Source organism: Microbacterium abyssi, assembly GCF_015277895.1.
GTDB lineage: Bacteria > Actinomycetota > Actinomycetes > Actinomycetales > Microbacteriaceae > Microbacterium > Microbacterium abyssi.
Genome location: NZ_CP063815.1, coordinates 1,145,390 through 1,162,733, shown reverse-complemented (window position 1 = coordinate 1,162,733; position 17,344 = coordinate 1,145,390). Strand labels below are relative to the sequence as shown.

The following is a 17,344-nucleotide window of genomic DNA, read 5'->3' as shown; positions in this document are numbered from 1 at the left end:
ACCCATGAGCGACAACTCCGCCACAGAGGCCGAGGCGCCTCGCACTCGTCGGCGCAAGAATCTCAGCCCGAAGCAGATGGCGATCCTCGAGGTCATCCAGACCTCGATCGCCAAGTACGGCTACCCGCCGAGTATGCGCGAGATCGGCGACGCCGTCGGCTTGAAGTCGCTGTCCAGCGTCACCCACCAGCTCGGCCAGCTCGAGCTCAGCGGCTACCTGCGCCGCGACCCCGGCAAGACCCGCGCGATGGAGGTCCTCATCGACCTTCCCGGCACGAGCAGCGAGAACCCGGCCGATTCCGCCATTCCGGTCGGGGATGCGGCGATGGTGCCGCTGGTCGGTCAGATCGCTGCCGGCATCCCGATCACCGCCGAACAGCAGGTCGATGAGATCTTCCCGCTCCCCCGCCAGCTGGTCGGCAAGGGTGAGCTGTTCATGCTCAAGGTGTCCGGTGAGTCGATGATCGACGCCGCGATCTGCGACGGCGACTGGGTGGTCGTCCGCACGCAGAACACCGCCGAGAACGGCGAGATCGTCGCAGCGATGCTCGACGGCGAGGCCACGGTGAAGACCTTCCGCCAGCGCGACGGACACACCTGGCTGCTCCCCCGCAACACCTCGTTCGAACCGATCCTCGGCGACGACGCCGTGGTGCTCGGCAAGGTCGTCGCAGTCCTCCGCGCGGTCTGAGACCCGCAGCCCATCGATAACGCGGAAACCGCCCTTCCGGAGCTCCGGAAGGGCGGTTTCTCCGTTATCGGCGCACGCGATGCAGACGTGCGGCGCGCGACGTCACACCGTGACGTTCACGTCCTCGCGTACACGACGGGTGGCGTCGACGATGTTCCGCAGCGATGCCCTCGTCTCGTCGTATCCGCGCGTCTTCAGTCCGCAGTCCGGGTTGACCCACAGCTGACGCGTGGGGATCTCCAGGGCCGCGCGACGCAGCAATGCCTCGATCTCGTCGACCGCGGGCACGCGCGGCGAGTGGATGTCGTAAACACCCGGCCCGATGCCGTGGTCGAACCCGACCTCGGCGATGTCGGCCACGACCTCCATCCGGCTGCGGGCAGCCTCGATCGAGGTTACGTCCGCATCCAGCGCCCTGATGGCGTCGATGACGACGCCGAACTCCGAGTAACACAGGTGGGTGTGCACTTGCGTGCCGACCGCGGCGCCGCCCGTGGCGAGCCGGAAGGATCCCACCGACCATTCCAGATACGCCGACTGGTCGCCCACCTTGAGGGGCAGCAGCTCCCGCAGCGCCGGCTCGTCCACCTGGATGATCGCGATGCCGGCATCCTCGAGATCACTGATCTCGTCGCGCAGGGCGAGGGCGACCTGGTTCGCCGTCGCACCGAGCGGCTGGTCGTCGCGCACGAACGACCAGGCGAGGATCGTCACCGGCCCCGTCAGCATTCCCTTGACGTACTTGGCGGTCTTCGACTGTGCGTACCGCGACCAATCGACCGTGATGGGCGCGGGGCGTGAGACGTCGCCCCACAGGATCGACGGACGCGTGGCCCGCGACCCGTACGACTGCACCCAGCCGTGCTCGGTGACCGCGAACCCGTCGAGATTCTCGGCGAAGTACTGCACCATGTCGTTGCGCTCCGGCTCGCCGTGGACGAGCACGTCGAGGCCGAGCTCCTCCTGCAGCTCGATGACCGCGTCGATCTCGCTCCGGAGGAACGTCTCGTACTCCGCCTGCGACAGCTCGCCGCGCGTGAACCGGGCTCGCGCCCGGCGGATCTCACCGGTCTGCGGGAAGGAGCCGATCGTCGTCAGCGGCAGCGCCGGCAGCTGGAGGGAGTCCTGCTGGGCCGTCTCGCGCTCGGCATAGGGAGCGCGCGAGAAGTCGGCGTCGACGAGACCGCGCGAACGCACGGCGCCGTCGCGGACCCCCGGCGCGCTCCGGCGATCAGCGAGCGCTGCGGATGCGGCATCCAACTCATCCTCGATCGCCGCGCGTCCGGCGGCGAGACCGCGTGCCAGGGTGACGACCTGATCGACCTTCTGGTCCGCGAACGCCAGCCATGACACCAGACGCTCGTCCAGCGCGGTCTCCTCGGTCACGTCGTGCGGGACGTGCAGGAGCGAGGTGGACGTGGATGCCGAGACGGATGCCGCCCCCAGCCGTCCCAGTGCCTCGAGCTTCTCGAACGCCGCGGACAGGTCGCCTCGCCAGATGTTGTGCCCGTCGATCACACCACCCACGAGAGCCTTGCTCTCGAGCCCGGCAGCGGCGTCAGGCACCGCGCCGCGCACGAGGTCCACTGCGATGCCCTCGATCGGGGCCGCTGCCAGCACCGCGAATGTCGCGTTCAGCGACGCGTACGGCGCGGCCACGAGGATCGAGGGACGGTCGGTCGCACCGCCGATGACGTGCAGGGCGCGACCCGCGGCATCCGCCAGTTGCTCCGCGGAGGCGGGCAGCGATTCGCTGACCAGGGCAGGCTCGTCCAACTGCACCCACTCGGCGCCGGCGGCCCGCAGGCGCGCCAGCAGCGCCGCGTACACGGGCACGACGTCGTCGAGACGCGAGAGCGGGTCGAAGCCTTCCGGCGCAGCATCCGACGCCTTCGCCAGGGCGAGCAGCGTGACCGGACCGACGATGACAGGACGCGTCACGAACCCGGCGGCCACGGCCTCTTCGACCTCGCGCACGAGCCGATCGCTCGATAGCGAGAACGTCGTCTCCGGCCCGATCTCGGGCACGAGGTAGTGGTAGTTCGAGTCGAACCACTTGGTCATCTCCAGCGGCGCGCGTTCTCCCTCGCCTCGCGCGATCGTGAAGTACGCCGGCAGGCCGATCGAGCCGTCCGTCGAGCGCAGGTCATCGAAGCGCTCGGGGATCGCACCGACCGTGACCGCGGCGTCCAGCACCTGGTCGTAGAACGAGAACGACTCCGGGATCGCGGAGTCCTTCTGCCCCAGGCCGAGTGCGGCGAGGCGCTCCCGTGTGGTGGCGCGCAGCTCGGCCGCTGTCTGCTCGAGCGCTGCCACGTCGGAGCGGCCGGACCAGAACGCCTCGACGGCCTTCTTGAGCTCGCGGCGACGGCCGATGCGCGGGTAGCCGAGGATCGTCCCCTGAGGGAGTGCAGTCATGGTGTGTTCCTTTCGGGGTGGATCTACGAACGCAGTGCGGGCAGCAGGCCCGCCTCGGCGAGGACGGTGAGGACGGTTTCGTGCTGATTGAACGCGTACAGGTGCACGCCGGGGGCACCGGCGGCGACGACCTCTCGGGTGAGGCGGGCGGCCCACTCGATGCCGATCTCGCGTCGGCCCTCGGCGGTCGGCTCGATCTCCAGCGCGATGGCGAGTTCGCTGGGCAGATCCTCACCGGTCAGCTCGAGCACACGGGCGAGTCGCGCGGGCGACGTGATCGGCATGATGCCGGGGAGGATGGGGATCGTCGCTCCGGCTGCGCGGGCGCGTTCGACGAACGCGGAGTAGTCGTCGGAGTGGAAGAACAGCTGCGTGATCGCGAAGGTGGCCCCGGCCGCCTGCTTGGCCAGGAGCGCCTCGACGTCCTGCGTTCGATGCGTGGCCCGCGGATGCCCGTTCGGAAAGGCGGCGACGGCGATGTTGACGTGGCGGCGGCTGGTGATGCGTGCGGCGCCGGGAAGCCCGGGGATCGGCGTCTCCTCGTACGGGACGCGCTCGGCCTGCACGCGGCCGATCAGCTGCACGAGCTGCGCCGACGTCTCCAGGTCGCCGAGGAAGGGCTCTGTCCGGCCGGCAGGCGGATCGCCGAGGAAGGGCTCTGTCCGGCCGGCAGGCGGATCGCCGCGGAGGGCGAGGAAGCTCAGGATGCCGGCATCCAGGAACTCGCGGATGAGCGCGGCCGCACCGGCGTAGGTGTTGCCGACGCAGGTCAGGTGCGCCAGCGGCTCGACGTCGGTGTTCTCGCGGATGAAGCGGAGCACCTCGAGCGACCGGCCGCCCGTCGATCCCCCTGCGCCGTAGGTGACGGAGATGAAGTCGGGACCGGCATCCGCGAGCCGGTGGATGGTCTCGTGCAGCGACTCTTCGCTCGAGGCGGAGCGCGGCGGATACAGCTCGAAGGAGAAGGGCACGCGGGAGCTGTCGAGCGTCGCGAACTCGGGTGGCATCTCTCTCCTGACAGGTGGGCTGGCCACGACGGTAGAACGCGCAGGCATCCGCCGCACCCTCTGTGACCGCGTGTGTACCCGTGTGACGTCGTGTGTCAGAGATCCCGGCATAGGCTCGAGCCATGCCCCAGCCGTACGGAACTTCGCCCTTTGGAACATGGTCCTCGCCGTTCGCCGCCGCCGACATCGCCTCCTCCGCGCCCCGCATAGACGGCGCCCGCTTCGTCGGCGACGAGATCTGGTGGGGTGAATCGGTGCCGGCAGAGGGCGGGCGCGTGACGGTACGGAGCTCGTCCGGCGACGTGCTGCTCCCGGAGCCGTGGAGCGCGCGATCTCGCGTGCACGAGTACGGCGGCGGAGCGTGGACCGTGGACGACGAAGGAACGCTGTTCTTCGTCGACGCCGGCGATCAGCGGGTGTACCGGATGCCGCGCGGCGGCGAACCCGAACCGCTGACCGCGCCCGGACCGAACCACGGCGGGCTGCGGGTGCAGAGTGGGCGTCTGCTGGCGATCAGAGAGGACCTGACCGGCGCGCAGCACCGGCGGTCGATCATCGAGATACCCACCGACGGTGGCGAGGCGACCGTGATCGTCGCGACGTCCGGGTTCGTCGCGCATCCTGCACTCTCCCCCGACGGCGAGCGCATCGCGTGGGTGCAGTGGAGCGACCGGCACATGCCGTGGCAGCTCGCGCAGCTGCACGTGGCCGGCCTCGAAGGCGACACCATCGCGTCCACTCCGACTCGTGCGGCGCTGCAGCCGGAGTGGCTGAGCGACACCGAGCTCGTGTATGCCGACGACCCGAGTGGACGCTGGCAGCTGCAGCGCATCGCCCTGGACGGGCTCGAGCGAGTCTCGGATGCCACCGCACTGACGTCCACCGACGCCGACACCGGCTACGGCCTGTGGGTCCTCGGCAACCGCTGGTTCCAGCCGCTCGCCGATGGCCGTATCGTCGCGGTGCGCACGAACGGGTCCGATGAGATCGTCGTGATCGACACCGACGGCACCGCCCGCATGCTCGACGTCCCCGCCGGCGCCCACGTCAGCGTCGACGATGTCGATGGCACGCGTGTGCTGCTGTCCGGCGGAGGCTCGGGCGTCAGTGCCGGGCTCTGGAGCGTGGACGTCGACTCCGGCAAGGTCACGCGCATCCGCGGCGGCGCACCGACGCCTCCCGACTGGATGCCGCCGGCAGAACAGCTCACTATCGACGGTGCTCACGGACCTGTGCACGCCTTCGACTTCGCGCCCGCGAACCCCGACGCATCCGCCCCCGACGGAGAGCTGCCGCCCTACATCGTGTTCGTGCACGGCGGGCCCACTGCCCACGTTGCCGGTGCGGCATCCGCCGCCATCGCCTACTACACGAGTCGGGGCATCGGCGTGCTCGACGTCAATTACGGAGGCTCCACAGGCTACGGCCGTGACTACCGGGAGCGGCTCGATGGACAGTGGGGCGTCGTCGACGTCGACGACGTGCTGGCCGCCGCGCGCGGTCTCGCCGAGTCCGGACGCGCCGACCCCGCGCGGATCGCGATCCGCGGCGGATCGGCGGGCGGCTGGACCGTGCTGTCGGCTCTGGTGCGCGGAGGAGTGTTCGCGGCCGGCATCAGCCGGTACGGCGTCACCGATCTGCGGATGCTGGCGCGGGACTCGCACGACTTCGAGAAGCACTACATCGACGGGCTCGTCGGCCCGTTGCCCGAAGCCGAGCAGGTGTACATCGATCGGTCACCGCTCACCCACGCCGACAGGATCGACGTGCCGGTGCTGCTCCTGCAGGGCGAGGACGACCGGGTCGTGCCCCCGTCGCAGTCCGAGGCCATCCGCGACGCGCTGGCGGCACGCGGCATCCCGCACGAGTACGTGCTGTATCCGGGTGAAGGCCACGGGTTCCGCCGGGCGGAGACGATCGTCGACGCGCTGGAGCGAGAACTGGCGTTCCTCGGGCGGGCGTTCGGGTTCACCCCTTCGCCCTGAGGACTACTCCCCCATGCGGTTGCGCAGCCGCATGGCGCGCTCGGCCTCGCGGGTGTCCTGTCGCTCGCGGAGCGTCTGGCGCTTGTCGAACTCGCGCTTTCCCTTGGCCAGAGCGATCTCGACCTTCGCACGGCCGTCGAGGAAGTAGAGCTTGAGCGGCACGAGCGTGTAGCCGCCGGCGGAAACCGCGTGTTCGAGCTTCTGGATCTCCTCGCGATGCATCAGGAGCTTGCGGATGCGCTTGGCTGAGTGGTTCGTCCAGTGCCCCTGCGAGTACTCCGGGATGTGGACGGCGTCGAGGAAGATCTCCTTGCCCTTGATGTACGCGTACCCGTCCGACAGGTTCGCGCGCCCCTGGCGCAGCGACTTCACCTCGGTGCCGGTGAGCACCAGACCCGCCTCGTACGACTTCTCGATGTTGTAGTCGTGACGGGCGCGACGATTGGTCGCGATGACCTTCTCCCCGCGTTCCCTGGGCATGTTTCTCTCCTGTGTATCCCGTCGTACGGCCAGCCCTCCACCCTACAACAGCAGCGCGCCCGCTCAGAGCGGATGCTACGTGCGCAACCAGCGGCGGATCGCGAAGCCGGCCGAGAGTGCGGCGAGGACGACGCCGATCGCGATGAGGATCGGCACGACGACGAGGGCGTCCTGCATGCTCACCCACGTGGTGATGAACGGCACCCGTCCCTTCAGGTAGCCGTCGACGCCGAAGTGCATGCCGAGGATCACGGCGCCGCTCGCGAGCGCGGACCCGAGGAACGCGGCGAACACGCCCTCGAGCACGAACGGCGTCTGGATGAAGCGGTTCGATGCGCCCACCAGACGCATGATCCCGATCTCCTTGCGGCGCGCATAGGCCGACAGGCGGATGGTCGTAGCGATGAGGAGCACCGCGGCGATGAGCATGAGAACGGCGATGCCGACCGCGATGTAGGTGGCGACCGTCAGCGCCGAGAACAGCGGGTCCAGGTACTGGAGCTGATCGCGCACCTCCTCGACTCCGGCGACACCGGAGAACGCCTCGACGATCACCTGGGACTGCGTCGGATCCTTGAGCGTGACGTAGAAGCTCTCCGACATCTGCTCCTCCGTGAGCACGCTCGCCTGTTCGCCGAGCAGCTCGGTGATGTTCGCGTACGCCTCCTCCTTGGTCTCGAACCGGAGGTTGCTGATGAGCGAGCCCAGCGCGTCGCCTTCGAGTTCGGCCTTGACCTCATCGCGCTGGTCCTCGGTGGCCGCGCCGTCGAGACATGTTTCGGCCGTCGAGACTGTGGAGCACATCGAGACCGAGACCTGCGCACGCTCCGTCCAGTAGCCGCGCATCGTGCTGATCTGCCCCTGCATGAGGATCGCAGCACCGACGAAGGTCAGCGACACGAAGGTCACGAGCACGACGGAGATCACCATCGAGATGTTGCGACGAAGGCCGCCGAGGGCCTCCATCAGAATCAGTCCCACCCTCACGAGGTCGGCCCCACTTCCTCGTCGTCATCGGCCGCGGACAGCCCGAGACGGTCGGCGACGCCGAGCTCGGCGACATCGACCTCCGGCAGGACGACCGGATGCGTACGAGGAGCGGGCGGCTCCGCCGGCGGCTGCGCGTCTCGCGCGGCCTTCATCGACGCGATCATGTCTGCGGTGAGCGGCTGGAGCGACTCCGTCTGCCGCTGCACCTCCTGCACGGCCGTGAGCGCGGCCGTCGCGGCGGCTCCGCGCTCCTGCTCGGGCGTGAGCTGCGGGATCATCGAACGATCACCGTAGCCGCCGTGCGTCTCGTCGCGGACCATTTCGCCGTTCTTGAGCTCGATGACCCGGCGGCGCATCTGGTCGACGAAGGCCGCCTCGTGCGTCGCCATCAGCACGGTGGTGCCGCCGGCGTTGATGCGCGCGAGCAGCTGCATGATGTCGACGGAGGTCGCGGGGTCGAGGTTTCCGGTCGGCTCGTCGGCGAGCAGCACCTGCGGGCGGTTGACGAGCGCACGCGCGATGGCGACGCGCTGCTGCTCACCGCCGGACAGTTCGTGCGGCATCCGCTTCTCTTTGCCCTCAAGGCCCACCAAAGCGAGCGCCTCGGGAACGGCCTGCTGCACGAAACCGCGCGAGGAGCCCGTCACCTGAAGCGTGAATGCGACGTTCTGGAACACCGTCTTGGACGACAGCAGCCGGAAGTCCTGGAACACCGAGCCGATGTGGCGGCGGAAGTACGGCGCCTTCCGGTTCGCGAGCGATCGCAGGTCGCGTCCGAGGACGGCGACGCGACCGGAGGTGGGCACATCCTCGCGGAGGATCAGCCGGAGGCAGGACGACTTCCCCGATCCGGATGCTCCGACGAGGAAGACGAATTCGCCCCGCTGGACTTCGAAGTCGACACCGGCGAGAGCCGGCCTCTTCGTGCCGCGGTAGCGCTTGGTGACGTTCTCGAACCGAATCATGGCCTTATGAGCCTAAGCGCGGGTACGCGCCTGGCCGCGAGCGACACCCGGAGGCTGTCAGTCCTCGTCGGGACGCTTGCGCCAGCGGATGCCCGCAGAGATGAAGTCGTCGAGATCGCCGTCGAACACGGCCGCCGGGTTGCCGGACTCGTGGCCGGTGCGGAGGTCCTTCACGAGCTGCTGGCCGTAGAGGAAGTACGAGCGCATCTGGTCGCCCCAGCTCGCGGTGATGTTGCCAGCGAGCTCCTTCTTCTTCGCGGCCTCCTCCTCCTTCTGCAGCAGCAGGAGGCGGGTCTGCAGCACGCGCATGGCGGCGGCGCGGTTCTGGATCTGCGACTTCTCGTTCTGCATCGACACGACGATGCCGGTCGGCAGGTGCGTCAGGCGCACGGCCGAGTCGGTCGTGTTGACCGACTGCCCGCCGGGGCCCGAGGAGCGGAAGACGTCGACCCGGATGTCGTTCTCCGGGATGTCGACCTCGGTGGCCTCCTCCATCAGCGGGATGACCTCGACGGCGGCGAAGCTCGTCTGGCGCTTGTCGGCGGAGCCGAACGGGCTGATGCGGGCCAGGCGGTGCGTGCCGGCCTCGACCGACAGCGTGCCGAAGGCGTAGGGCGCGTCGATCTCGAAGGTCGCGGACTTGATCCCGGCGCCTTCGGCGTAGGCGGTGTCCATCACCTTGACCGGGTACTTGTGCTGCTCGGCCCAGCGCAGGTACATGCGCATGAGCATCTCGGCGAAGTCGGTCGCGTCGTCGCCGCCGGCGCCGGAGCGGATCGTGATGATCGCACTCCTGTCGTCGTACTCGCCGTCGAGCAGCGTCTGGACCTCGAGCTGGCTCATGACCGCGGTGAGAGCGGTGAGCTCGGCGCGCGCCTCGGCTGCCGACTCCTCGTCCTCCATCTCGTTGGCGAGCTCGACGAGAACCTCGAGGTCGTCCAGACGCCGGCCGATGTCGTTCACGCGCTTGAGCTCGGCCTGCTTGTGGCTGAGTGCGCTGGTGACCTTCTGCGCCTTCTCCGGGTCGTCCCAGAGATCGGGGGCGCCGGCCTCTTCGCTGAGCCGGGCGATGTCGGCCTGGAGTCGCGTGACGTCGACGACCTCGCTGATGTCGCCGTATGTGTGCCTGAGCGCCTGAATTTCGGCGGAGAGATCGAGTTCGAGCATGACGACTCAGCCTATCGCGGATCAGCTGGGAGATGCGGTCCTGCGGGTCGACGGCTCGATCCGGAGTAGCGTGACGATAGTGAGCAGTGCATCGACCGTCCTGAGACAGTTCGGGCCGATGGTGTACCTGCCCACCATCCTCTTCTCGATGGGCGAGGGCGCCGTCATCCCGCTGATCCCCGTCATCGCGGCGAACATGGGCGCCGACGTCGCGGCGGCAGCCCTGGTCGCCTCCGCCCTCGTCATCGGTCAGCTCTGCGGCAATCTGCCGGCCGGCTGGGCCGTCGCCCGGATCGGCGAGCGGTTCACCATGGTCATCGCCGGCGTCGTCTCGATGGTCGCCGTGATCGGGATGGTGCTGGCACCCGTGATCGCGGTGTTCGCGGCATCCGTGTTCCTGCTCGGTTTCTGCGCGGCAGCGTTCGGGCTCGCGCGGCACGCCTTCATGACCACGCGCGTGCCGCTGGACTTCCGGGCCAGGGCGCTGTCGCTGCTGGGCGGCAGCTTCCGTCTCGGGATCTTCGTCGGCCCCTTCGTCACAGCGGCACTGCTGCAGATCTTCGGCGACGAGCATGCGGCTATCTGGTTCTTCCTCGCCTGCCTCGTGGTCATGGTCGTGCTGGTCCTGTTCGGCCCGGACCCGGAGAAGACCAATCCACCGGTCACGAACCACTCGGCGCTCGCGGAAGATTCCGGTGAGCCCGTGAGCGGTACGATCCCGACCTTCGAGCGGGCCGGGATCTTCCCGACGATGTGGCGTTTTCGCGGTGTGCTCGGCCGACTCGGACTGGCCGCGGCATCACTGTCGGCGGTTCGCTCGGCCCGCCAGGTCGTGCTGCCGCTGTGGGGCGTGTCGCTCGGTCTCGACGCGCAGACCATCGCACTCGTCGTCGGCGTCTCCGGCGCGATCGACTTCGCCCTGTTCTACGCCAGCGGTCAGGTCATGGACCGGTTCGGCCGGCTGTGGGCGGCCATGCCTGCGATGGTGCTGATGGGCGCCGGGTTCCTCGTGCTGTCGCTGACGCACGACGGTGAGGCGGCCGTGCTGTGGTTCGGGATGCTGGCGGCGGTGCTCGGCGTCGGCAACGGCCTCTCCAGCGGCATCCTGCTCACGCTCGGGGCGGATGTCGCGCCCGCGCAGGATCCGGCGCCGTTCCTGGGGTCGTGGCGGACATTGACGGATGCCGGCGGCGCCGCCGCGCCCCTCCTCGTGTCGGGCGTGACCGCGATCGCCTCGCTTTCGGCGGCGTCCGCGATGGTCGGCGTGATCGGGATGCTGGGAGCGCTCGGGTTCATCCGCTGGATCCCCCGGTTCAGTCCGCGCCGCGATCCTCGCGGCTGATCCCTGCCGATCAGCGCAGCGCGGTGCGACTGGTCGCCGTCGCCTCGAGGGGAACTCCGGCGGGCACGAAGGCTGAGACGAGCGGCGGATGCCATTGCGTCGCGACCGTCACCTGCGCCGAGACCCCATCGGGAGCGGATGCCGATACCAGCCGGGTGCCGGATGCCATCGCCGAGACGATCGCGGCCGCCTGATCCTGCACGCCGTCGTCGGTGAGCTCGGCGCGCACGCCCTCGCCCTCGACGACGAGGGTGAATCCGTCCGCTCCGGCGAGCGCGGCGGCATCCGCCAGCGAATCCAGGCGCTTCTGGGCGATGTACAGGTCGGTGGCACACGTGCAGACGACGACCACCGCGATGGCCAGCACGACGTAGCCGAGAAGGAGCGGAAGGATGCTGCCTTCGTCGTCACGGCGCAGGCTTCCGGTCATCCCGCGCCCCACAGCCGGGAGACCTTCTGAGCGGCAGCGGCCTGCAGCGGGATCTGCGTGGCACGATCGAGGCCGAAGATCTCGGGCACGAATGGCAGCGACACCTGAGTGCTGACGGTGACGATCACGGTCGCCCCCGCGGTCGGGCACTCGTCCGTGGCGGGGGTACAGGTCACGGAGACGTCGACGTTCTCTGCACTCATTCCGTACTCATCGATCACGCTCGCGAGCACGGCGTCGCCGCTCGCGCCGGCTGCTGCCGAGTCCTCAGCCTGTCCGATGACTCGCGCCGTGTGCCGGGCAGCAGCCTCCGCCCCGAGCAGCGTCTGCTGCACAGCGCCGAGCGTGATCACGAGATACGCGAGCGGCACGAGCAGGATCACGCCGATCGTGATGAACTCCAGCGCGGCCGAGCCATCGTCATTCGTCGCCCAGCGACTCCATCGGCGCATCCGCATCCACCTCCAGCGCGTACGGGATCCCGAGCAGCCCGATTATCGGCAGCGTGGTGCGGACGGTCACGACTGCTGTCGGATGCCCGAGCCGGTCGCTCTGCGTCACCGCGACATCGTCTGCGAACGCGTCGCCGACGGCTCTGCTGATCGCCAGGCGCGTGCGATCGGCGCCGTCTTCGAGCGTCGTGTCGGCCAGCGCCGCATAGTGGGCTCCCTCGACCGCGGCGTCGTGGACGACGTTGCGAACATACACCGCGAAGCCCAGTTGCAGGACTGCGAGGGTGAGCGTGGTCAGGAGCGCGCCGACGAGGACGAAGTCCACCGGACTCGACCCGCGATCGTCGTGCGCCCACCCACGCATGTCAGAGTCCGGACACCCTTGAGATCGCCTGCTCGAACAGTCCGGTCAGTGCCGGCCCTGCCACGGCCCAGATCAGGACCACGAGTCCTGCCGTCATCAGGGTCACCAGCACCCAGCCGGGAACATCTCCGGTGTCGTCGTCGACCAACTGCCGCGCGTCGGAGGCGAGGCTCGCCCACCAGGTTCGTACTCGATTCATCATTCGGTCCCTTCGTGAGTGTCGTTCGGTCGTTTCGTCAGCCGAGGCCCAATTGCAGGATGAACATCCCGGGAAAGACGGCGAAAAGAACGCTGAGAGGCAGGATCAGGAACACCAGTGGCAGCATCATGAGGATCTCCCGCCGTCCGGCCTGCTCGATCAGGGTGCGCTTGGCCTCCTCACGCGCGTCAGCCGCCTGTGCATGCAGCACGGTGGCGAGCGGCGCGCCGTGCTCCAGAGCGGAGCCGATCTGGTCCACGGCGCGCGAGAGGCCCGGCTGCCGCAGCCGCGATGCCATCTCGCCGAGCGCGTCGGCCAGCGGCGATCCGGTGCCGACCGCGAGCACGACCTGCCGAAGCTCCTGGGTGAGCTCGCCCGAGCCGATCGCGGCGACCCGCCGCAGCGCATCCAGGAACCCCTCCCCTGCCGACAGGCACAATGCGAGGAACTCCAGCGTGGTCGGCAGCTCGTCGCTGAGCCTTGCCAGCCGCGTCCTGACGCGGGTGCTGAGCACGAGATCGACGGCCATGACCGCGCCCACGCCGAGCAGAATCGGCAGCACGGCAGCCGGCGGCGTCATCCGGCCGGTGATCGCGAGGATGATGACCAGCGCGCTGCCGATCGCGAACCCGCCGAGCGCCCATCCCAGCTGCCGCGCGCGGAACACGGCCGGCTCGTCGTCGAGGCCGGCTTGCGAGAGCCGCAGCGCCAGCGCGTCCGAGTCCCCCACGCGCAGCACCCGCGTGTGCAGGCGCCGCCACAGTGAACCGGCGTCGACAGGCAGCACGCCCGCATCGGGCAGGATTCCCGACGGCAGCGCGGCATCCTCCACGGCGTCGCGGATGTACGGGGCGATGCGCGCGGTCAACGACGCCGCCCGCCACCGCGGCGCCGTCGCCAGGATGCAGATGAGACCGGCGCCGAGCAGCCCGCCCAGAAGGATCGCGATCGCGGCATCCGTCGCCAGGGTCATGCGAACCACCGCCGCGGCTCGGGAAGGCGTCCGATGCGGATCATGATGCGGAATGCGATCACAGAGACGATCGCGCCGCAGACGATCACCATCATGCCCTCCGGGCTCGCGTAGGCCTGGGCACCCTCAGGGCGCAGCGCCAGCAACGCGAGGATCACCCATGGTGCGACCACACCGAGCACGGCCGCCCCGCGGATCCAGGACTGCTTGGCCTCGACCTCCCCGCGCAGCGTCGCGTCGGCGCGCACCGACGAGGACAGCGCACGCAGCACACCGGTGAGCTCCGTGCCGCCGACCTGGCGCGCCATCTTCAGCGTCTCGATGATGCGGTCGGCGATCGGATCGGCGAGCGTGGTCTTGAGCCTGCCGATACTGGTCTCGAATCGCCCGGTGGCACGCAGATCGCGGGCGAAGACCGCGAATGCGGGGCGCACGGCTGCGGGTGCCGAATCGGCCAGGCTCGCGACGGCGTCCGGAAGGGAGAGGCCGACCCTGATCGCGGCCACGAGCAGATCACACACGTCGGGCCACATCTGACGTCTGGCCTTGAGAAGGCGAAGGCGCCGTGCGCGAAGGAACGCGATCGGCGCGGCGCCGGCGGCGAGCGCGGCGAGCACTGCCAGCACGGGGATGCCGGTGACGAGCCACACGACGGCCGCGGCGACGAGCGCCAGCGTGAGGATCACCACGATCACCCTGTGCCGCTCGACCGAAGCGAAACCCGACTCGTCCATGAGCCGGGTGAGCAGGTCGTCGCGACGTTCGGGTCGTTCGACCCGCTCGCGCGCGGGCCACAGCCACGGCGATGCGCACAGCAGGAGCCCAGCCGCGAGCGCCGCGCCCAGCAGCAGGGTCATGTTCGCGGCTCCGCGCGGTACACCGACCGGGTGATGATGCGACCCTCGACGACGTCGCCGGTCGGGGCGATGACCTCGTCCACGAACCGTCTGCCTGCCGCGTCGCGGGCGCAGTGCACCACCAGGGAGACGGAGGCCGCGAGCGCCGGCGCGATGAACGACCTGTCGATGTTGCGGCCCGCCAGGAGGGGCAGGATCGTGAGCTTCTCGAGCGCCTCGACCGCCGAGTTCGCGTGCACGGTCCCCGCGCCGGGAACGCCCGTGTTCAGGGCGAGGACCAGATCGAGCGCCTCGGCGTCGCGCACCTCGCCGACCACCAGCCGATCCGGGCGCATGCGCAGCGCCTCCTTCACCAGCCGGCGCAACGTGATCTCGCCGGTGCCCTCGAGGCTCGCCTGCCTGCCCTGGAGCGCGACGAGGTCGGGGCCGTCGACTGCGAGCTCGAATGTCTCCTCCACCGTGACGATGCGCTGCGCGTCGGCGCACGAGGCGAGCAGCGCCCCGAGCAGCGTCGTCTTGCCGGCGTGCGTCGCACCGGACACGATGACGCTGAGCCCGTCGCGCATGGCGCGGCGCAGCATCCCCGCGACGCCGTCGGGGATCGACCCGAGCGCGACCAGCGCGTCCAGCGTGCGGTACCCCGGGAGGAACTTTCTGATGTTGACCGCCCAGGAGCCGCGCACCACGTCCGCGATCGCGACGTGCAGGCGCGACCCGTCGGGAAGCGACGCGTCGACGAAGGGCTGGCTGATGTCGACCCGGCGCCGCGTCGCCTGCAGCATCCGCTCGACGAGGTCGCGCACCATGGCATCCGTCAATCCGAGCGGGATCCGCTCGGAGACGCCACCGCGCGCGATGAACACGCGATCGGGACCGTTCAGCCAGATCTCCTCGATGCTGGGATCGTCCAGAAGCGGCTGCAGTACGCCGAATCCGCTGACCGACGCCAGTACGTCGCGCACGCAGGCAGACTCGTCGTCGATCATCGCGTCGCCGCGCGACAACGCCAGGTCGTTGTGCCGTCGGACCTCTGCCTGGGCGATCCGACGCGCCTCGTCGGGAGCGAGCGTCGGATCGGTGCGCTCGGCGCGCAGTCTGCGACGGACGCGTTCGGCGACGACGAGGGACGGCTGGCTCACCTCGGCATCCTCGCAAGAATCCGGCGTCAGCCTCGGAAGTTATCCACAACCGGGCTCGGGTTTCCCCTACCCGCGAGGCCGGAATACCGTGCTGTCACGTGGGCAGGTGCACATCTAGACTGAAGAAAACCGCGCGGGAGTGGTGGAATTGGCAGACACGCAGGATTTAGGTTCCTGTGCCTCACGGCGTGTGGGTTCAAGTCCCACCTTCCGCACTGGCAGCAGCATCAACTGACCGCAGCACGCATCTGCTCGACGGGAATCCATGCACCACATCGCACTCATCCCCTGGCTCGATCCCGAGGTGATCATCGGCGCGGCCGGCCCCTGGGCGCTCCTGGTGGTGTGCTTCATCGTCTTCGCCGAGACCGGGCTGCTGGTCGGCTTCCTGCTCCCCGGCGACACCCTGCTCGTGATCGCCGGGCTGCTCACGCACACCAGCAACGTGTTCGGCGTGAACATCTGGATCGTGTCGCTGCTGATCGCGCTCGCCGCATTCGTCGGCGGCGAAGTCGGCTACCTGATCGGGCACAAGGGCGGCCCGGCCGTCTTCGAACGCAAGGAATCCGGGCTGTTCAGCCGCAAGAACGTCGAGCGCACGAACGCGTTCTTCGAACGATACGGAGGACTCACCGTGATCCTCGCGCGCTTCGTGCCCATCGTCCGCACGTTCGCGCCGGTCGCCGCCGGCGTCGGTCACATGCCGTGGAAGAAATACAGCCTGTACAACTTCATCGGCGCCGTGCTGTGGGGCTTCGGTCTGACGATGGTCGGCTACCTGATCGCCTTCATACCGTGGGTCGCGCACCTGGTGACCGAGTACATCGACATCATCCTGCTCGCCGCGGTGGGCGGCACGGCGCTGGTCACGCTGTGGCACTACTTCTCAGAGCGTCGCAAGGTGAAGAAGGCGGTCGCGGCCGGTGGCGATCCGGACACGGATGCGGTCGAAGCCGACGAACTCACCCTCGACCGCGAGGTGTTCGACCGCGCGCCGGACATCGACGGCGACGGCAAGCACTAGCGAGGGGATGCCGCCTCAGCCTGCATCCTTCTTCTTCGCCCGCGACTTCTCCACGCTCGCCTTGAGCGCCTCCATGAGGTCGATGACCTCGCCGCCCTTGCCTTCTGCTTCACCCTCTTCGGCGAAGGTCTCGGCGACGTCGAAGGTGTCGCCTGCTTCGATCTTCGCGTCGATGAGGGTACGCAGCTCCTTCTGGTATTCGTCCACGAACGACTCCGGGTCGAAGTCGCTGGCGTAGCTGTCCACGAGGCTCGCTGAGAGTTCGAGCTCCTTCTTCGAGATCTTCACGTCCTCGTCGAGCGACTCGAAGGATGCCTCACGCACCTCGTCGGCCCACAGCAGCGTCTGCAGAACGAGCACGTCGCCGCGCACGCGCAATGCGGCGAGCCTCGTCTTCTGCCGCAGCGTGAAGCGCACTATCGCGGTGCGGTCGGTCTGCTCGAGCGTCTTCCGCAGAAGCACGTACGCCTTGGGCGATTTCGAGTCCGGCTCCAGGTAGTAGGCCTTGTCGAGCGTCAGGAGATCGACCTGCTCGCTCGGCACGAACTCGACGACGTCGATCTCGCGACTGCGCTCGGCGGGCAGTGCGTCCAGGTCGTCCTTGGTGAGCACGACCATCTGCCCGTCGTCCTCGTAGGCGCGGTCGATGTTCGAGTACGCGATGACCTGACCGCAGATCTCGCACGTGCGCTTGTAACGGATCCGCCCGCCGTCCTCATCGTGCACCTGGTGCAGCGGCACATCGTGGTCTTCGGTGGCGGAGTACACCTTCACCGGCACGTTCACCAGCCCGAACGTCAGGGCACCCTTCCAGATCGACCTCATGACACCAGTAGACACCGCAATGACCGTCGAGCGACA

18 protein-coding genes and 1 tRNA gene are annotated in these 17,344 nt (G+C 68.9%); 5 read left to right on the top strand and 14 right to left on the bottom strand.

Annotated features, from left to right (window positions below; all coding sequences use genetic code 11):
• Positions 1 to 4: 4 nt before the first annotated feature.
• Positions 5 to 691, top strand: coding sequence for a transcriptional repressor LexA (gene lexA / locus IM776_RS05685; protein ID WP_194422029.1), 687 nt, complete (start codon positions 5 to 7; stop codon positions 689 to 691).
• A 102-nt stretch (positions 692 to 793) separates the two neighbouring features.
• On the opposite strand, the gene metE is transcribed toward lexA, so the two are convergent.
• Complete coding sequence (metE, locus tag IM776_RS05680) at positions 794 to 3,109, bottom strand: 5-methyltetrahydropteroyltriglutamate--homocysteine S-methyltransferase (protein ID WP_194422028.1); 2,316 nt, start codon at positions 3,107 to 3,109, stop codon at positions 794 to 796.
• A gap of 23 nt (positions 3,110 to 3,132) precedes the next feature.
• The gene (locus IM776_RS05675; protein WP_194422027.1) at positions 3,133 to 4,116 is read right to left on the bottom strand and encodes a methylenetetrahydrofolate reductase; all 984 of its coding nucleotides are present in this window, start codon (positions 4,114 to 4,116) and stop codon (positions 3,133 to 3,135) included.
• Between the two features lie 122 nt (positions 4,117 to 4,238).
• Here IM776_RS05675 and IM776_RS05670 point away from each other — a divergent pair, with 122 nt between their 5' ends.
• Positions 4,239 to 6,101: a S9 family peptidase gene (locus IM776_RS05670; RefSeq protein WP_194422026.1), complete on the top strand. Its 1,863-nt coding sequence runs from the start codon at positions 4,239 to 4,241 to the stop codon at positions 6,099 to 6,101.
• A gap of 3 nt (positions 6,102 to 6,104) precedes the next feature.
• Here IM776_RS05670 and smpB read toward each other — a convergent pair whose 3' ends face one another.
• The 4 genes from smpB to prfB all read right to left on the bottom strand — a co-directional run bounded on the left by smpB (position 6,105) and on the right by prfB (position 9,703).
• Positions 6,105 to 6,581 carry an SsrA-binding protein SmpB gene (smpB, locus tag IM776_RS05665; protein WP_194422025.1) on the bottom strand — a complete coding sequence of 159 codons (477 nt, stop codon included), beginning with the start codon at positions 6,579 to 6,581 and terminating at the stop codon, positions 6,105 to 6,107.
• 75 nt (positions 6,582 to 6,656) lie between these two features.
• The gene (gene ftsX, locus IM776_RS05660; RefSeq protein ID WP_194422024.1) at positions 6,657 to 7,568 is read right to left on the bottom strand and encodes a permease-like cell division protein FtsX; all 912 of its coding nucleotides are present in this window, start codon (positions 7,566 to 7,568) and stop codon (positions 6,657 to 6,659) included.
• Positions 7,565 to 8,536 (bottom strand): cell division ATP-binding protein FtsE, encoded by a 972-nt coding sequence (gene ftsE / locus IM776_RS05655; protein ID WP_194422023.1) that lies wholly within the window; start codon positions 8,534 to 8,536, stop codon positions 7,565 to 7,567. Before ftsE ends, ftsX begins: the two co-directional genes overlap by 4 nt.
• Positions 8,537 to 8,593: 57 nt before the next feature.
• On the bottom strand, positions 8,594 to 9,703 hold the full coding sequence (prfB, locus tag IM776_RS05650; protein WP_194422022.1) for a peptide chain release factor 2: 1,110 nt from the start codon (positions 9,701 to 9,703) through the stop codon (positions 8,594 to 8,596).
• Between the two features lie 118 nt (positions 9,704 to 9,821).
• Here prfB and IM776_RS05645 point away from each other — a divergent pair, with 118 nt between their 5' ends.
• Positions 9,822 to 11,045: an MFS transporter gene (locus tag IM776_RS05645; protein ID WP_194422524.1), complete on the top strand. Its 1,224-nt coding sequence runs from the start codon at positions 9,822 to 9,824 to the stop codon at positions 11,043 to 11,045.
• A gap of 10 nt (positions 11,046 to 11,055) precedes the next feature.
• Here the strand turns inward: IM776_RS05645 and IM776_RS05640 are convergent, their stop codons facing one another.
• From IM776_RS05640 to IM776_RS05610, 7 genes are read right to left on the bottom strand one after another with little or no spacing between them, the layout of a single operon-like run.
• Positions 11,056 to 11,475 (bottom strand): pilus assembly protein TadG-related protein, encoded by a 420-nt coding sequence (locus tag IM776_RS05640; RefSeq protein WP_194422021.1) that lies wholly within the window; start codon positions 11,473 to 11,475, stop codon positions 11,056 to 11,058.
• Positions 11,472 to 11,927, bottom strand: a complete 456-nt coding sequence (locus IM776_RS05635) for a TadE family protein (protein ID WP_194422020.1) — start codon at positions 11,925 to 11,927, stop codon at positions 11,472 to 11,474. Before IM776_RS05635 ends, IM776_RS05640 begins: the two co-directional genes overlap by 4 nt.
• Positions 11,896 to 12,291, bottom strand: a complete 396-nt coding sequence (locus IM776_RS05630) for a TadE/TadG family type IV pilus assembly protein (RefSeq protein WP_194422019.1) — start codon at positions 12,289 to 12,291, stop codon at positions 11,896 to 11,898. Before IM776_RS05630 ends, IM776_RS05635 begins: the two co-directional genes overlap by 32 nt.
• 1 nt (position 12,292) lies before the next feature.
• Positions 12,293 to 12,490, bottom strand: coding sequence for a hypothetical protein (locus tag IM776_RS05625; RefSeq protein ID WP_194422018.1), 198 nt, complete (start codon positions 12,488 to 12,490; stop codon positions 12,293 to 12,295).
• 37 nt (positions 12,491 to 12,527) lie between these two features.
• The gene (locus tag IM776_RS05620; protein WP_194422017.1) at positions 12,528 to 13,463 is read right to left on the bottom strand and encodes a type II secretion system F family protein; all 936 of its coding nucleotides are present in this window, start codon (positions 13,461 to 13,463) and stop codon (positions 12,528 to 12,530) included.
• Positions 13,460 to 14,320 carry a type II secretion system F family protein gene (locus IM776_RS05615; RefSeq protein WP_194422016.1) on the bottom strand — a complete coding sequence of 287 codons (861 nt, stop codon included), beginning with the start codon at positions 14,318 to 14,320 and terminating at the stop codon, positions 13,460 to 13,462. The genes IM776_RS05620 and IM776_RS05615 overlap by 4 nt, the downstream gene beginning before the upstream one ends.
• On the bottom strand, positions 14,317 to 15,459 hold the full coding sequence (locus IM776_RS05610; RefSeq protein WP_194422015.1) for a TadA family conjugal transfer-associated ATPase: 1,143 nt from the start codon (positions 15,457 to 15,459) through the stop codon (positions 14,317 to 14,319). Before IM776_RS05610 ends, IM776_RS05615 begins: the two co-directional genes overlap by 4 nt.
• Positions 15,460 to 15,592: 133 nt before the next feature.
• On the opposite strand from IM776_RS05610, the gene IM776_RS05605 reads away from it, so the two are divergent.
• Positions 15,593 to 15,674: transfer RNA gene (locus IM776_RS05605), tRNA-Leu, on the top strand.
• 50 nt (positions 15,675 to 15,724) lie between these two features.
• Positions 15,725 to 16,483 carry a DedA family protein gene (locus tag IM776_RS05600; protein ID WP_194422014.1) on the top strand — a complete coding sequence of 253 codons (759 nt, stop codon included), beginning with the start codon at positions 15,725 to 15,727 and terminating at the stop codon, positions 16,481 to 16,483.
• A 15-nt stretch (positions 16,484 to 16,498) separates the two neighbouring features.
• On the opposite strand, the gene ku is transcribed toward IM776_RS05600, so the two are convergent.
• The gene (gene ku / locus IM776_RS05595) at positions 16,499 to 17,308 is read right to left on the bottom strand and encodes a non-homologous end joining protein Ku (RefSeq protein WP_147037541.1); all 810 of its coding nucleotides are present in this window, start codon (positions 17,306 to 17,308) and stop codon (positions 16,499 to 16,501) included.
• Positions 17,309 to 17,344: the final 36 nt, after the last annotated feature.

Excerpts from the sequence above, each read along its gene's own strand:
- lexA (WP_194422029.1), top strand. The coding sequence starts at position 5 with ATGAGCGACAACTCCGCCACAGAGGCCGAGGCGCCTCGCACTCGTCGG.
- metE (WP_194422028.1), bottom strand. The coding sequence starts at position 3,109 with ATGACTGCACTCCCTCAGGGGACGATCCTCGGCTACCCGCGCATCGGC.
- IM776_RS05675 (WP_194422027.1), bottom strand. The coding sequence starts at position 4,116 with ATGCCACCCGAGTTCGCGACGCTCGACAGCTCCCGCGTGCCCTTCTCC.
- IM776_RS05670 (WP_194422026.1), top strand. The coding sequence starts at position 4,239 with ATGCCCCAGCCGTACGGAACTTCGCCCTTTGGAACATGGTCCTCGCCG.
- smpB (WP_194422025.1), bottom strand. The coding sequence starts at position 6,581 with ATGCCCAGGGAACGCGGGGAGAAGGTCATCGCGACCAATCGTCGCGCC.
- ftsE (WP_194422023.1), bottom strand. The coding sequence starts at position 8,536 with ATGATTCGGTTCGAGAACGTCACCAAGCGCTACCGCGGCACGAAGAGG.
- prfB (WP_194422022.1), bottom strand. The coding sequence starts at position 9,703 with ATGCTCGAACTCGATCTCTCCGCCGAAATTCAGGCGCTCAGGCACACA.
- IM776_RS05645 (WP_194422524.1), top strand. The coding sequence starts at position 9,822 with ATGGTGTACCTGCCCACCATCCTCTTCTCGATGGGCGAGGGCGCCGTC.
- IM776_RS05640 (WP_194422021.1), bottom strand. The coding sequence starts at position 11,475 with ATGACCGGAAGCCTGCGCCGTGACGACGAAGGCAGCATCCTTCCGCTC.
- IM776_RS05635 (WP_194422020.1), bottom strand. The coding sequence starts at position 11,927 with ATGCGCCGATGGAGTCGCTGGGCGACGAATGACGATGGCTCGGCCGCG.
- IM776_RS05630 (WP_194422019.1), bottom strand. The coding sequence starts at position 12,291 with ATGCGTGGGTGGGCGCACGACGATCGCGGGTCGAGTCCGGTGGACTTC.
- IM776_RS05625 (WP_194422018.1), bottom strand. The coding sequence starts at position 12,490 with ATGAATCGAGTACGAACCTGGTGGGCGAGCCTCGCCTCCGACGCGCGG.
- IM776_RS05620 (WP_194422017.1), bottom strand. The coding sequence starts at position 13,463 with ATGACCCTGGCGACGGATGCCGCGATCGCGATCCTTCTGGGCGGGCTG.
- IM776_RS05615 (WP_194422016.1), bottom strand. The coding sequence starts at position 14,320 with ATGACCCTGCTGCTGGGCGCGGCGCTCGCGGCTGGGCTCCTGCTGTGC.
- IM776_RS05600 (WP_194422014.1), top strand. The coding sequence starts at position 15,725 with ATGCACCACATCGCACTCATCCCCTGGCTCGATCCCGAGGTGATCATC.
- ku (WP_147037541.1), bottom strand. The coding sequence starts at position 17,308 with ATGAGGTCGATCTGGAAGGGTGCCCTGACGTTCGGGCTGGTGAACGTG.